Below are 14160 nucleotides of genomic sequence, written 5' to 3'. Positions count from 1 at the left end.
GCAGTGCTTTCCTAACGTAAATCAGTATCTGTCGCGGCGGCGATGTCGATACCATCAGCGATGACTCGCACAGGTTCGAATCGAGCATTCAGGCCCACGAGGTTGGCGCGCTTACCGGGAGCCAAACGGCCCACGTCCTTATCCCCCAACACGTCCGCAGCCGTGGTGGAAGTAAACCGAACCGCTTCCTCTGCGCCGTGGCGCGCGGCAAAACGCGCAAATTGCTGCGCCAAGGTGGAGGTTCCACCGGCGATGGCGCCGCTGTCCACCCGCGCCACGCCATCGGTCACGGTAACGGGCAGGGAGCCCAGCTCATAGGAGCCATCGGCCATGCCGGCAGCGGCCATCGCATCGGTGACCGCAAAGGAGCGGCGGTTATAGGCCATATCCACGGTGCCATCGGCAAGATGCACGCCATCGGCAATAAGCTCTACCCCCGCATCGCCCGCTTTCGAGCCGGTGAGTAGCGCGGCCACCGTGCCGGGTGCACGGTGGTGGATGGGCGGCATGGCGTTAAAAAGGTGGGTGCCGGTCACGGTGACGCCCAAGTCTTTCGCCTGCTCCATGATCCGCAGCGTGGTCTCATAATCGGCTTCGGTATGGCCCAAGCTGGCGATAATATCGTGTTCTGCACAAACCTCAAGGATCTCTGCAGCGGCCTGGGTTTCTGGGGCGAAAGTAATGGACCGCAGGTGGCCGCGGGCGGCGTCGATCACCGCGCGGAAAAAGTCTGGGTCTCCCGGCACGATGCGCGATGGATCCTGCGCGCCACATTTGGCCGCGGCGATAAACGGGCCTTCCATATGGATGCCGGCGATATCCCCCTCATCTGCCAGCGTGGCAAGCAACTCCGCCCGCGCGCACAGCTCCGCTTGCGTCCCAGAAACCATGCTGGCTATCAGCGTGGTGGTGCCGTGGGCGCGATGAAAGCGCGCGGCGGCGCGGCACTGGTCATAATCACCATTGGGAAAGCTTCCACCATTGCCGCCGTGATTGTGCAGGTCCACAAAACCTGGAACCCACAGCAAAACGTTTGGGTCACCGGCTTGCCAGTCCGCGTGCGCTGCGGGGACATCGCCAAGCGAGATGTCTTCAATGCGCCCGCCAAAGTTCAGCGCACCAGCGCGCAGCTCGACGTTCTCGTCGATGTACAGGCCTTCTACGCGGCCCTTCGTCTGTGTCTGCATATTTCGTTCACTTTTCTGTTGTGTGGGCAGGCACCATCCCATAAACGCGCCGATATCCCAGCGCAGCACTATGTTATAACCTATTGGTACCATACCCCAGTGTCAATGATGTCACTTTCACTTTTTTATGTGAGATTTTCGAGGACTATCGACTGTGATGCTCAACTTCGTTTAGGCATAGACCCGCACCAGCCACTGGACTACATTGATCTTTAGGAAGTATCGCTTGCCGATGCCACCTCTACCCTCGGCTTCTCTCTAGCAAGCGCGCTACCTACGCCAACCACCGCGTCACGTCAGGAGAACGTAAATATGGATTTAAAACCAGAAACTATTGTTTCTAATATTTTAAGCGATATTGCGGAAGTAAATGATTGGGCCAGCATTGCTGATGCCACCGGCGCTAATGACATAAACTCTTCCCACGCCACCCCTGACGAGGTTTTCACCATCCTCACTGCTGTTAAAAATAGTCCCGATTTGGCCCTCGGAACTGTCACAAATGAGTTCAAGGATTTCCCTGATAGCTGGTCGCCGCGTGATATAACAGACCGGATCTTTGCCTCGTCAGATCCCACCCTCTCGATGATGGATATCTTTATGCGCCCGACCAATGAATGACCTACGGAAGAATAGAGATGAAAACTGACCACGTATCTCCTTTAAGTTACGTAGCCCTTAGCACTGTGGTTGTTGCTTCATGACTAGCCCTATATGTGCATTTTGAGACATATCCATGCTCATTGCCTTGATAATCAGTCTGCTCAACTGGGCCCTCCGGTCTTGTCATCAAGCAGCTACCCTGCAAAAGCGCAGGGATAAATTGGGTGCGATCTACTGTCTAAATGACCACTAAGAGTGCTCTTCCGCGATATCGCGCATGCAATTATTATTATTGAAATTATAACCGTTTCATGTCCTTCACAAGTACTCGCCTCGGACATGGCGGGATCCTCATCTCAAGGAGCACACCATGACCAGTCGTTCACCCGCACCGCCGCGGCACCGGTCCCAGTACGTTCTCTTGGCCGGCTTAGCCGTCTCGGTGGCCTATGCCGTCGTCCATATCGCGTTTTCTGATCCGGCCCTGATCGAAGGCACCGCACCCGCGCGCCTTTCCTTACGCAATTACCTTGGCCCAGTGCTGGGCTCTGGCATGGTGTGGGCATTATTTGCCTACCTCATGGGCAAGGCGTGCGCCCACCGGTGGAGATCGGCCTTTTTCGCAGGAGCCGGCATACTCTTGTTCATGTTGGCAGTGCACTACGCGCTGCTTTTCACCTTTGGTATCTACGACTGGCAGACGGCTTTTTCCTCTAATGCCACGTGGTTCCTCTTCGCCCTTATCGCCGGGCCACTTTTCGGCGTGGCGGGGGCTTTGTCCCACAGGTTCGGCTGGCTAGATTACGTTGCCGTGCTCGGCTTCGTGCTGGAGCCACTGATTACTGGGCTTATCCCAGGCAATAGTATCGAACCGCAGACCACGACCACCCCCGGATATCTTGCCGCGGTAACGCTGTGGATGATCGGTGCGGTTTTCCTCTACTGCGAACGCCGGGCTCCTATTAAGGGGTAGCCACATCCCCAGCGGCCCACCATCCGGGCATGCCATGGACCCCGGCCCCGGGCGCAGTGGAACTCGATGCCATGAATATTCCCGGCGCGAGCCGGTGCGGGTGCGCGGAGAGGCGCGGGCGCAGCACGGTCTGCAGCCCGGTCATGGCGCCACCGGCAATATCGCCACCCAACAGGTTGGGATTCCAGCGCTCCAGGTCAGCTGGGCTCGTCGCGCGGGTGGCCAGGATGGTATCGCGAAAACCGGGTGCGAAACGCTCGATCTGCCGCGCAATGAGGCCGGTCACCTCCCCCGGATAACGCTCCTCATAGCCATGCGGCACGTGCGCATAGGTCCACAGCACCAGCCCGCGCGAGGGGTCGGCCACGTACTGTTGGCACACCATGACCAGGGGATTTTCGGGCATGCGGCGCTTGCCGATATCCCTTTCTGCCCCACCAATCTCCTCCACGCTGCCGCCCACGTGGACGGTGCCCGCTTGGCCCACGCGGGGATCGGCCCACGGCACGGGTTCGCTTAAGTGAAAGTCGACCTTGTACACCGCGCTGCCATAGCGCCACCGCCGCAGGGATCGCTGGGTCCGGGCAGGAAGATCGAGCCCGCCCAGCCTAAGGATCTGGCGCGGGGTGAGGTTGAGGATCAGGGCATCGGCGCGGGGCAGGCTACGCACATCGGTGATGTCGGCGCCGGTGTGGATGCGGGCTTTGTGAGAGCGGAGGAGGGAGACGAGGGCATCGGCAAGCGCCTGCGTACCACCTTCCACCACTGGCCAGCCGCGGGTCATGCCGAGCGCGCCAAAGAGCAGGCCGAATGCGGAGGTAAAAGCCCTGGTAGGCGAGGTAATGGCGTGCACCGCGCTACCGGCGAATAAGGCACGCGCCTGCGGGGAAGTAAATGCCGCCCGCGCGAGCGCGCTCGCCGGGAGCACGCCCGGCGCGCCAAATTGCACCAAGCGGACCGCGTGCTCGGGCCAGCGCACCAGCGGGGTGAGCGCGTTGTTCACGTGTGCGTCGATATTGCGCACCACGTGGCCGTGCAGGCGGGTCCACGCCCGGGCATCGGTGCCGAGCCCCGCGGCGGTCTCCTCGAGGGAGGTGTGAAGAATGCCCGCCGGCGCGCCCTCTAGTGGATGGGCCATGGGATAGCGCGCATGGCGCCAGCGCAGGCCGTGCGATTCCAGATCCAGCGCGCGGAAGGCCGGGCTCGCGATGCCGAAGGGGTGGCCGGCCGCGCCGAGATCGACGATGGTGCCCGGGAAGATCTCCGTCGACGATGCCGCCGCCCCACCGGGCTTGCTGGCGCGCTCATACACATCCACACGCCAGCCGGCCGTGGCGAGGCGGGCCGCAGCGGTAAGCCCATTGGGCCCTGCGCCGACGATCACAGCGTGCGGTTGTTTATCCACAATCCTCCTTGTGCAGGTCAGTGGCCCCAATCTACCTATTCGCCCACACGATGGGTACAAAGTTATCCACAGGCTGTGGAAGAAACCTGTGGAATATTAATTTCACAGACTTATCCCCACCCTGTGGATAAGTGTTTTCACGGGCTTCCACAGGTGATTTTGCGGCCGTCGATACCGCTATAACCTGTGTGATCAGGGAAAACTCCGGAAAAGCGTTCGGTAAATTACAAGAATGTGGTTATCCACAATGTGGATAACTATTGTGGATTTCTTTCGCACACCCATTCCGGTGATCAAATTCCACAGTTATCCCCAAACCCCAGCTCGCAGGGCTAATAACACAATGATGACCGCAGCGGTGAGAGCGACACCCGCCCAGCGCACAGAATTGTTTCGATGGAAGAGGAACAAGCTCAAGATGATGCCGGTGCACAAGCCACCAAGATGCCCCCACAGGGAGACCCCCTCTGCGACGAAGGTATAGCCCACATTGACCAATACGAGGACGATGGGCGCGCGCAGATCCATCCCGCGTTGCCGGAAGACGCCCACCAGCATGCCCATCAGCGCAAAGATCGCCCCGGAGGCACCTACCGTGGGCGTGCCAAAATCGAACCACAGCACCATGGCGGAAGCGCCCAGACAAGAAACCAGATACGCGGCAATGTATAACCCGGTATCGAGGGCGCGCTCTACTTCCCTACCAATGAGCAGGAGCATCACCATATTGACCGCGAGGTGCCCGCCGTCCAAGTGCATGAATTCCGAAGACAGCACCGTAAGTGGCGCATCGGCGTACTGCGGTCCCCACAGGGCCCAGTCTTGGCTCAGCGTGGAGAGAAAGAAGGTCTCGCCCAAAGTTCGAGCTTGTACCGCGGTAATTGACCACGCGATGATGCAGATCGCGGCGATGGCCGAGGTAACGGGGGCGGTTCGCAAATAATTTTTCACCATGGCGTAGAAGCTGACCCTTTGTTGGCATTCGGATAAAACTAAACGAACCCGGCACCACAGCAAGGTGTGTGGTGCCGGGCGCGGAGCGAGGAAAACGCTTAGGCGATATCGATGGACTCGATGACAACGTCCTCGTGCGGACGGTCCATGCGGTCGGTGTCGACCTTGCCAATCTTGGAAACGACTTCCTGCGAAGCCGGGTCCGTAACCTCACCGAAGATGGTGTGGTGGTTGTTCAGGTGCGGGGTCGGCGCCACGGTGATGAAGAACTGGGAGCCGTTGGTGCCTGGGCCGGCATTCGCCATGGCCAGCAGGAATGGGCGGTCGAACTGCAGCTCTGGGTGGAACTCGTCCTGGAACTGGTAGCCCGGGCCACCGCGGCCGGTGCCGGTGGGGTCGCCGCCCTGAATCATGAAGTTATCGATGATGCGGTGGAAGATGGCGCCATCGTAGAACGGGCCGGACTGCTCGCCCTTTGCGTTCTGGGTGGAGTAGTCCTTTTCGCCCTTGGCCAAACCGATGAAGTTTTCAACGGTTACCGGTGCGTGGTTACCGAAGAGATCGATAACAATATCGCCGTAGTTGGTATGCATCGTTGCAGTTGCGGTCTTCTGAGTCATGCCAGCCATTGTAAAGAATTTACTTCCTCTCCGCTGTGCAAGACATAACGCTCTCAGCGATCGCGCCACCGTTTTCCCCTAGTCGGCCGACAGGGCTTGTCCCCCAAATAGCCAGCTAACCACGAGGGCACCGGGATCGATGACTCCCTTGCTGCGATCGCCCAGATAGGACGCGCGCCCCTTCTTGGCGGCAATCTTTCCGGTTTCTTCCACGCCCTCGCGCGCGGCCTCGTACAGGGCCTGGAGCGTTTGCTCGTCTGGGCGTTCTGCGCCGATTTCTTGCGCCTTCTCCGCGGCCGGAATGAGCGCATCGAGCATGGTGCAATCACCGCGCTGCGCGCCGCCCAGTTCTTGAATAAACTCCGCCGCGCTGCTCAAACCTTCTGCTAAAGTCTCCGCGCGGGCCATGTCGTTGAAGAAGCTGCCGAAGACCGCGCCCGAGGTTCCGCCCGCCAGGACGAGGAAGCGCTTGGCCAGGCCGGTGAAAATCTCATCATCCGCGCCGCGCAGCGGCAGTTTAATGCTTTCAAGCGCCGCCTCCATATTGGTACCGAAGTCCCCATCGCCGGCCTTGCGGTCAAGCTCGGTCAGCTCCTCGATAGAAGATTGCACGCGGTCAACGAAGTCACTCAACCACTGGTTCTCTTCGCCCTCGGTAGGCAGTTCATCCTCGAAGGTAATCCGCGCCGATTCCACCTGCTTGGCACCGCCCAAGGTATGGGGCCAGGCGGGGGCTTGGGTTGGGGCATCGATAAGCTCAAGCAGCTCATCGTCGGCCTTGAGCAACGTGATGGATACGCCGTGCATATTGACCGCGGTAACGAAGTTGCCCACCATGGAGCGCACTACCGTAATTCCTTTCTCCGCCAGCTGTGCAGACGCCTCGCCGAATACCAGGCTCAGTTCCAAAGGCGTGGTGCCGCCCAAACCGTTGACCAGGCACACCACCTCGTCGCCGCTGCTGATGTCGAGGGCAGCACTCAGCTTTTCCAGCACGGTGGCGACGATGGCATGGGCATTATCGACCTTTTCCGTGTGCGTGCCGGGCTCGCCGTGGATGCCCACGCCGACTTCCATGTGCCCGTCGTCCAAATCAAAGGTCTCGCGCCCCGTGGTGGGCAAAAAGCCGGATCCCAGTGCCACGGACATGCTGCGGGATTGATCGGAGGTACGTTCCGCAAGCTCGGTGACCTTATCCAGGTCATCGCCGCGATACGCCGCGGCACCGGCCACCTTTTCCACCAGGATCGTGGCACCGGTACCGCGCCGGCCGGGGCCCTCGCCGGTGCCTTCGGTAGCAATATCATCGGCAACCAAGACGGAACGCGTATCCACGGCCTCTGCTGCGTTGCGCGCCACGGTGAAGTTCATGACATCGCCGGTGTAGTTCTTCACAATGTGCAGCACTCCCCTGCCCTGGTCGGCCCACTGCGTGGCTTCGCTGACCTGGACCGCATTCGGGGAGGTAAAAAGCAGGCCCGGGCAGGCTGCGGCGAGCATGCCTTGCCCAATGAAGCCGGCGTGCATGGGCTCGTGGCCGGATCCGCCACCGGAGATGACCGCGACCGCCGGTTTATCATCTGCCGTACGCAGCGGGGTGCTGCGCCCGATGAAGCCCGCATCGTGCCAGGTGGCATCGGGATGCTGGGCGATGAACCCGGCCAGGGAATCAGACAGGAAGGATTCTTGGCTATTGCGAAATGCTGAGTGCTTCATAGCGCCCACGGTAATCCGGATCCGGCCATAGCGTCGCGGGTGGGTACAAGATCACGAAAACGCTATGCAGACCGGCTGCATAGCGTTTCCTTTAAGAACCTAGAATTTCGCAGATTCTATTTAGAGGGCGTTGCGCACCACATCGCGAGCTTCCACCATGTTGCGCAGGGAGGTTTCGGTCTCCTCGTAACCGCGGGTCTTCAGGCCGCAGTCCGGGTTAACCCACAGGCGGTCCAGCGGCACGTTCTTGAGTGCGGCGCGGATAAGCTCTGCCATTTCCTCCACGGAAGGCACGCGCGGGGAGTGGATATCGTAGATGCCAGGTCCAATCTCAGAGTGGAAGGTCTCATCGATATCCTCCAGCAGCTCCATGCGGGAACGTGCAGCCTCAATGGAGGTGACGTCTGCGTCCAGGCCGGCGACGGCGTCGATGATCTGGCCGAACTCCGAGTAGCACAGGTGGGTGTGGATCTGGGTGGTGGGCTTGGCCTCGAGGGCTACCAGGCGGAAGGAGCGCACTGCCCAGTCCAGGTAGGCCTTGCGGTCCTGCTCGCGCAGCGGCAGCAGCTCGCGCAGGGCTGGCTCATCGATCTGGATGATGTCGATGCCGGCTTCCTCCAGGTCGCGAACCTCATCTGCCAAGGCCACGCCCAGCTGGTCCGCGGATACGGACTGGTGCACGTCATCGCGGACGAAGGACCACGCCAGGATGGTGACCGGGCCGGTCAGCATGCCCTTGACGTGCTTTTCCGAAAGCGACTGTGCAAACTTCGACCACTCGGTGGTCATAGCAGCCGGGCGGGAGATGTCACCCACAACGATCGGCGGACGGGTACAGCGGGAACCGTAGGACTGTACCCAGCCGTTTTCGGTGGTGACGAAGCCATCGAGCAGCTCCGCGAAGTACTGCACCATGTCATTGCGCTCTGGCTCGCCGTGGACCAAGACGTCCAGGCCGAGGCGCTCCTGCAGCTCGATGACGGACTTAACCTCGTCCTTGAGGGCGGAGTTGTAGTCGGCATCAGAAAGCTCGCCCTTGCGGTGCGCCGCACGCGCCTGGCGGATTTCCTTGGTCTGCGGGAAGGAACCGATGGTGGTAGTCGGCAGCTCAGACAGGCCGAGCTCCTTCTGTGCTTCCTTGCGCTCATCGAAGGCCGGCTCGCGCTTGACCTCGCCTTCCGGCAGCTGGGAGATGCGCTCTTGCACGGCGGCGTTGTTGATGCGCTCGGACTCGGCGCGGGTACGAACAGCGCGGTCGCTGACGCTGTAAGCCTCTTCGGCTGCCTCTGGGCCTTGTACCAGGGCGACGACTTCCTTGACCTTTTCATTGGCGAAGGAGAACCATGGGGCGACATCGGCAGGCAGCTTGGATTCTGCCTCGACGGAGTGCGGCACGTGCTGCAAGGACACGGAGGTGGATACGGACAGCTCATCGATGCTGCCGGCCAGGTCCTCGTACTTGGAGCGCAGGTCGCGCAGGTTGGCGGCCCAGACATTGCGGCCATCGACAAGGCCGGCAACAACGTGGGTGTTCAGGTTCTTCACGCGCTCGAGGTAGCCCTCATCCAGGGCCAGGGTGCCAACAGAAAGGTCAACCTGGACGGCCTCTGGCTTGAGCTCTGCGATGACATCGAGGCCCTTGCGTGCAGAGCCGTACGGAGTGGTCAGGTAGACCTTTGGGCGCTCTTCTGCACCCAGGATGGCGGAGTATGCCTGCTTGGTATATGCAGCCAAGTCCTCATCGCTGGCGTTGTTCAGATCCGCCACGAGGGCAGGCTCTGCCAACTGGATCCACTCCACGCCAGCCTTGTGCAGCTCCGCCAGGACCTCCTGGTAGGCGGCAACGGCATCATCTAGGCGCTCGAGCGGGGCCTTGGCTGCACCCTCGGCCTGCTTGGACAGGGCCAACAGGGTAACCGGGCCAACGAGGTACGGGCGCACGGTGTGGCCTGCTTCGCGGGCTTCTTCTACCAGCTTGATAATGCGCTGTGGGTGCGCCTTAAAGGCGTGGTCATCGGCAATTTCCGGAACGATGTAGTGGTAGTTGGTGTCGAACCACTTGGTCATCTCCAGCGGCGCGGTGTCCTTATTACCGCGGGCCAGGGTGAACTCATCATCTAGGGTTTCACCGGCAACGGCACCGACGGTCAGTGCGGTTTCGAGCACCTGGTCGTAGTAAGCGACGTCCGCCGGGATGGCGTAATCCTCGGTCAGGCCGAGGTCGCGCAGGCGGTTGTAGGTATCGAGGCGCAGCGAGTGTGCGGCGGACTCGAAGGTCTCCGCATCGATGCGGCCGGCCCAGTAGGACTCGAGCGCGCGCTTCAACTCGCGGTTGGCGCCAATGCGGGGATAGCCCTCAATTGTCGCCTTGGGGAAATTAGCGTTGGTCATTGTCTACTCCGATTCGGGTTAGTAGGTCGTGAGTATTGTCGGGGTTGTTGTGGGTATATATATGGAGCCCGCTCGCCCCGCCAGCCACGATGTCGCGGGCTAGTTCGGCGGTCAGTTCCATGCCGGTTTCGTATTCTTCTTCTGGGGTTGTCGCTGCCGCGAGCGCCGACCGCACCCTTTCGGGCACGGCGAGCCCGGACAGCTCTCCCATTCGCTCCACCCGGCGCAGGCTGGTCATGGGCATGATTCCCGGAATAAGGGGAATATGCACCCCGGCCAGTTGGGCCTTTTTGGTAAAGCGCAGGTAATCCTGGGAGTCGAAGAATAGCTGGGTAATGGCGAAGTCCGCGCCGAGGCGCTGCTTTTTGAGCAAGACGTCAAAATCTTCATCTTCGTTTTTAGATTCAACGTGCCCGCTGGGATAGCACGCGACTCCGACGGCCAGGCGGCCAGCGGCGAATCGCGCGGCTTGCTGCCTTTCTAGTTGCCGGATGAGGCTTATCAATTCATCGGCATGCTGCGGATAGTGCTCCGGCAAGCCTTCCTCTGGCAGGTCCCCGCGCAGGGCCAGCAGGCCGCGGACACCGGCATCGACCAAGCGGTTAATCCAGCCGATAAGTTCCGTGCGCGAACCAGCCGTGCAGGCCAGGTGCGCAAGCGGACGCATCGAGGTGGTGCGCGAAATCCGCTCGATAAAGGCCGTCGTCCCTTCGAGCCAACCGGACCGTTTGGAACTTGTCACCGCAATATAATCCGGGTGGTAGCTTTCCAAGGTTTCCAGCAAACGGTCGATTTTGGCTTCATCGGCGTCATGGCGCGGCGGAATTACCTCGAAAGATAGCGCCAAACGCTCCGGTACCATTAGCTCTTCTTCACTCATGGAATCCAATGGTGCTGACGCCGAAAATCGCGGGCTCATAGTCACCTCCTTTTCCCGATCTCAATTGCTGTCTGGAGGAAAACGTACCAAGCTGTTCAGTTTGCGGGGTAGCGCGCCGCTAATGGTATTACCTTTGCAGGCCCATAAACAGCGCGGTTAGCCAAAATCGGCGTGAATATTAATCCACCAATCTGAACCAAGCGGTCTATTTTATGGGTGATTCCACTCCCTGAATCACCCGCCAAAACAGTGGTGGGGTGTCAAGCTGGCCACTATGCTGGATGGGAAAGGACAGATAAATCTCATCTAAGGAGCACCTGCACTCATGAACCCCACCGCAGTGAATATGGCGTTGAAGACCGGTTCCAATCTGTGGAAGCAATTACGCGATTACCGGCAAGAAAAGTCCCGCGAAACGTATACCGCGCTCGAAGAGGCTGCCCAGCAGATGCAAAAGGAAGACAATAGCGCCTTCGATGAGGCCCGCAAGCAGGCAGGCGCAGTTACCCAGGCCGCGCATTCCCGCCTCGAGCGCGCCCTAGAGGAATTCAATAACTACCGCGAGGATGCCGTCGAGCGTTTCGATGAGGCCAAGAAGGACAAGAAGTCTTCCAGGTTCTGGACCGTTGCCGGAATCGTTGCCCTGCTCGCCGCGGCAACCGGTGCGATTTACTACTGGCTGCGCTCCAATGACAAGCCTTCCCAGACCCCACCGCGCGTGGATGACTACCGCGGTGGCACCCAAAACACCGCCCCAGAATCCACCTTGGTCTACACCTCCACCAGCGAAGCTAAGCACGAAGCCGATTCGGACCTCGCCGAAGAGGGCGCTGTGCGCGATGAGGAACTCTTGGGTTCCATCGATGAGCAGCTGGCCAAGCACCGCGAGGAAGAAGAGGCCGCCGCGGAGGAAGCGGATACCACCCGCATCACCGATGATCACCAGAGTGAGGGCAAGCACCGCCTGCAATCTGACGAGCAGTAGTTCCTTTCGCACCCGGACCTGACCCCCAGATGGTGGACACCTTGAAACCAGCATCTCGCTGGGGAAGTGAGGTACCTTTCCACCATGCCACGCAAGACCTACACCGAGCAGTTCAAGCGCGACGCAGTCTCGTTGTACGAGTCGACCCCCGGAGCAACGCTCAACGCGATCGCCTCCGATCTCGGGGTCAACCGCAACTCCCTGCGCACCTGGCTCGACGCCTTCGGCACCGGCACCAAAACCAACGCCAACGGTGAAAAAGTCGCCAGCCCCATTGCCGCAGCCAACAGCGCACGCACGCCTGCTGAAGGACTCTCCGACGCCGAACGCATCCGCGTGCTGGAACGCGAAAACGCCAAGCTCCGGGAGGAACGAGAGATTCTCCGCAAGGCGGCCAAATATTTCGCGGAAGAGACGAACTGGTGAACCGCTTCCGGTTCGTTGATGACAACCGAGGCCTCTACGAGGTCAAGCGGTTATGTGAGGTTTTGAAGATCAACCGGTCCTCGTATTACAAATGGAAATCAGCTGCTCCTGCCCGCCGGCGACGCGTCCTTGACGACGCGGTGCTGGGAGCGAGGATCAAGGCCGTGTTCACGGCCGAGAACGGTTGTTACGGGGCGAAACGCGTGACGGCGGCCATCAATTCCGATCCAGCCAACGACGACCTTTTCAATCACAAGCGCACCGCCAGGTTGATGCGCCAGATGGGCCTGTTCGGCTACACCAAAAAACGCCGGGTGAAGACCACCGTGTCTGCGAAACGGGCTCCGAAGTTGCCCGACCTGCTGAAACGCCGGTTCACCGCGGAGAAACCGAACACCATCTACGTCGGCGATATCACGTACCTGCCGATCGCGGACGGGTCGAATATGTACCTGGCCACCGTCATCGACTGCTATTCGCGGCAGTTGACCGGTTTCGCGATCGCCGACCACATGCGCACGGAGTTGGTCGAAGAAGCTCTCACGATGGCCCACGGGGTCCGAGGCAACCTTGACGGGGCGATTTTTCACTCCGATCATGGCAGCGTCTATACCTCTGGGCAATACCGGAAGCTGTGTGAACGATTCGGTGTCACCCAGTCGATGGGAGCAATCGGGACGAGCGCGGACAACTCGTTGGCGGAGTCGTTCAACGCCACGCTGAAACGGGAAGTCCTCCAGGACGAGTCCGTTTTCCCAAGTCAGCTCGTATGTCGTCGGGACGTGTTCCGGTGGTGCACGCACTACAACACCAAGCGCTTGCACTCGTGGTGCGGCTATCGCTCGCCGAACGCCTTCGAAGCCGCCGGATCAGCTACACTTACTATCGCATCTTGATTAAATCCCCGTGTCCACTTTCCGGGGTTCGGGCCCCCCGCGGTGGGGGTGCAGTAGGCGTTGCCTAGATCTCATTGCTTTGCCTAATCAAAAATCTCCTGCTTGAATTCACCCATTAAGGCTTTCTACAAGGAGATAAACAATGAGCTTTGAGTCTCTCACCGTCAAGCTCAAAGACGGTTCAACGTACTATTTCCCCGCAGGCCCAGTAACCGATGATCCCTCCCCGCGCGTGGATAACCTCCGCTTTGCCATCGATAACGGCGCTACCTTCCGCTCCGTTGACGAATCCGGTGAAATGCGCGAATTCAACGGCGCGGACGTGCATAACTACCACTTGGCTTAACTAGCCCGGCGGATTCTTCATATATCCTGGGGATTATGGAAATTCGCGCGACACAAGAATCTGATCGCACTTATATAGCTCGCCTCAACTTCCTGACCGATACCTTCGGCGATGAACGAGGCGAGCTTTCTTCCGGTTTTGCCGACGATTTTTCCTTCTACGTGGAAAATTGGGAGCCCAACCAGGGAGGTTTCATCGCTTGGGAGGACCTCGTGCCCGCCGGCGGTGTGTGGCTCAATTGGGGCACCGAGGACAATCACGGTTACGGGTTCGTGGAACCGGCCATCCCAGAATTTGCCATCGCGGTAGAAAGCCGCTTTGCGGGCCAGGGCATTGCCACCGCGCTTATCGATGCCGCCATTTCCCTCGCCCAGACCCTCAAAGCGCCCGGCATTTCCTTAGCCGTCCACCCCGATAATCCGCGTGCGCAGGGACTTTATGAACGCTTGGGATTCGAGCATGTAGGTGTGTACGCCGAGCATTACATCATGGTCAAGCGCTTTTTATAGCCCTATGCATGACTAAAGTCCGGATTCTTTAACCAGAATCCGGACTTTTCCTGTGGAGCATAGGAGAATCGAACTCCTGACCTTCTGCTTGCAAAGCAGATGCTCTACCAATTGAGCTAATGCCCCAGTGGCTTGTACTCTACTACTGCAGCCGCTCATTCCAAAAATGCCGAAGACACCGCGGCACAGTGATGTACTTCTATCACATTTATCACACGCGTTTAATCCATAATTCCCTTCGCAGTGGAGTAGGCTGGCTAATCGTGCCC

General features: G+C 59.7%; 13 protein-coding genes and 1 tRNA gene. 6 read left to right on the top strand and 8 right to left on the bottom strand.

Going from position 1 to position 14160, the window contains the following annotated elements; all coding sequences use genetic code 11:
• Positions 1–11: 11 nt before the first annotated feature.
• On the bottom strand, positions 12–1187 hold the full coding sequence (locus ACLI1Q_RS00165) for an N-acetylglucosamine-6-phosphate deacetylase (protein ID WP_239270129.1): 1176 nt from the start codon (positions 1185–1187) through the stop codon (positions 12–14).
• Positions 1188–1499: 312 nt separating this feature from the next.
• On the opposite strand from ACLI1Q_RS00165, the gene ACLI1Q_RS00160 reads away from it, so the two are divergent.
• Both ACLI1Q_RS00160 and ACLI1Q_RS00155 read left to right on the top strand, forming a co-directional pair.
• Complete coding sequence (locus tag ACLI1Q_RS00160) at positions 1500–1808, top strand: hypothetical protein (RefSeq protein ID WP_239270128.1); 309 nt, start codon at positions 1500–1502, stop codon at positions 1806–1808.
• Between the two features lie 352 nt (positions 1809–2160).
• Complete coding sequence (locus ACLI1Q_RS00155; RefSeq protein ID WP_239270127.1) at positions 2161–2763, top strand: hypothetical protein; 603 nt, start codon at positions 2161–2163, stop codon at positions 2761–2763.
• Here ACLI1Q_RS00155 and ACLI1Q_RS00150 read toward each other — a convergent pair.
• From ACLI1Q_RS00150 to ACLI1Q_RS00125, 6 genes are all read right to left on the bottom strand, one after another.
• Complete coding sequence (locus tag ACLI1Q_RS00150; RefSeq protein WP_239270126.1) at positions 2753–4168, bottom strand: phytoene desaturase family protein; 1416 nt, start codon at positions 4166–4168, stop codon at positions 2753–2755. The genes ACLI1Q_RS00155 and ACLI1Q_RS00150 overlap by 11 nt on opposite strands.
• 306 nt (positions 4169–4474) lie before the next feature.
• Entirely contained in the window at positions 4475–5122 is a 648-nt protein-coding gene (locus tag ACLI1Q_RS00145; RefSeq protein WP_239270125.1) for a rhomboid family intramembrane serine protease, read from the bottom strand.
• Between the two features lie 98 nt (positions 5123–5220).
• Positions 5221–5751 (bottom strand): peptidylprolyl isomerase, encoded by a 531-nt coding sequence (locus ACLI1Q_RS00140; protein ID WP_005280498.1) that lies wholly within the window; start codon positions 5749–5751, stop codon positions 5221–5223.
• Between the two features lie 69 nt (positions 5752–5820).
• On the bottom strand, positions 5821–7458 hold the full coding sequence (locus ACLI1Q_RS00135) for a dihydroxyacetone kinase family protein (RefSeq protein WP_239270124.1): 1638 nt from the start codon (positions 7456–7458) through the stop codon (positions 5821–5823).
• Between the two features lie 120 nt (positions 7459–7578).
• Positions 7579–9849, bottom strand: coding sequence for a 5-methyltetrahydropteroyltriglutamate--homocysteine S-methyltransferase (gene metE / locus ACLI1Q_RS00130; protein ID WP_411697012.1), 2271 nt, complete (start codon positions 9847–9849; stop codon positions 7579–7581).
• Positions 9836–10768, bottom strand: coding sequence for a methylenetetrahydrofolate reductase (locus tag ACLI1Q_RS00125; RefSeq protein WP_239270122.1), 933 nt, complete (start codon positions 10766–10768; stop codon positions 9836–9838). Before ACLI1Q_RS00125 ends, metE begins: the two co-directional genes overlap by 14 nt.
• A gap of 286 nt (positions 10769–11054) precedes the next feature.
• Here ACLI1Q_RS00125 and ACLI1Q_RS00120 point away from each other — a divergent pair, with 286 nt between their 5' ends.
• The 4 genes from ACLI1Q_RS00120 to ACLI1Q_RS00105 all read left to right on the top strand — a co-directional run bounded on the left by ACLI1Q_RS00120 (position 11055) and on the right by ACLI1Q_RS00105 (position 13891).
• The gene (locus ACLI1Q_RS00120; protein ID WP_411697011.1) at positions 11055–11714 is read left to right on the top strand and encodes a hypothetical protein; all 660 of its coding nucleotides are present in this window, start codon (positions 11055–11057) and stop codon (positions 11712–11714) included.
• Positions 11715–11798: 84 nt separating this feature from the next.
• A protein-coding gene (locus ACLI1Q_RS00115) for an IS3 family transposase (RefSeq protein WP_284853453.1) occupies positions 11799–13036 on the top strand; the annotation gives its coding sequence in 2 pieces (ribosomal slippage) (positions 11799–12126 and positions 12126–13036; 1239 coding nt in all).
• Positions 13037–13178: 142 nt separating this feature from the next.
• Positions 13179–13382, top strand: coding sequence for a hypothetical protein (locus ACLI1Q_RS00110; RefSeq protein ID WP_005276046.1), 204 nt, complete (start codon positions 13179–13181; stop codon positions 13380–13382).
• A gap of 35 nt (positions 13383–13417) precedes the next feature.
• Positions 13418–13891 (top strand): GNAT family N-acetyltransferase, encoded by a 474-nt coding sequence (locus tag ACLI1Q_RS00105; protein ID WP_005276043.1) that lies wholly within the window; start codon positions 13418–13420, stop codon positions 13889–13891.
• Between the two features lie 53 nt (positions 13892–13944).
• Here the strand turns inward: ACLI1Q_RS00105 and ACLI1Q_RS00100 are convergent.
• Positions 13945–14017: transfer RNA gene (locus ACLI1Q_RS00100), tRNA-Ala, on the bottom strand.
• Positions 14018–14160 lie beyond the last annotated feature (143 nt).

This window comes from Corynebacterium limaceinasi, assembly GCF_046717465.1.
Classification (GTDB): domain Bacteria; phylum Actinomycetota; class Actinomycetes; order Mycobacteriales; family Mycobacteriaceae; genus Corynebacterium.
The sequence above is the reverse complement of the archived record's forward strand: the minus strand, read 5'-3'. Positions and strand labels throughout refer to the sequence as shown.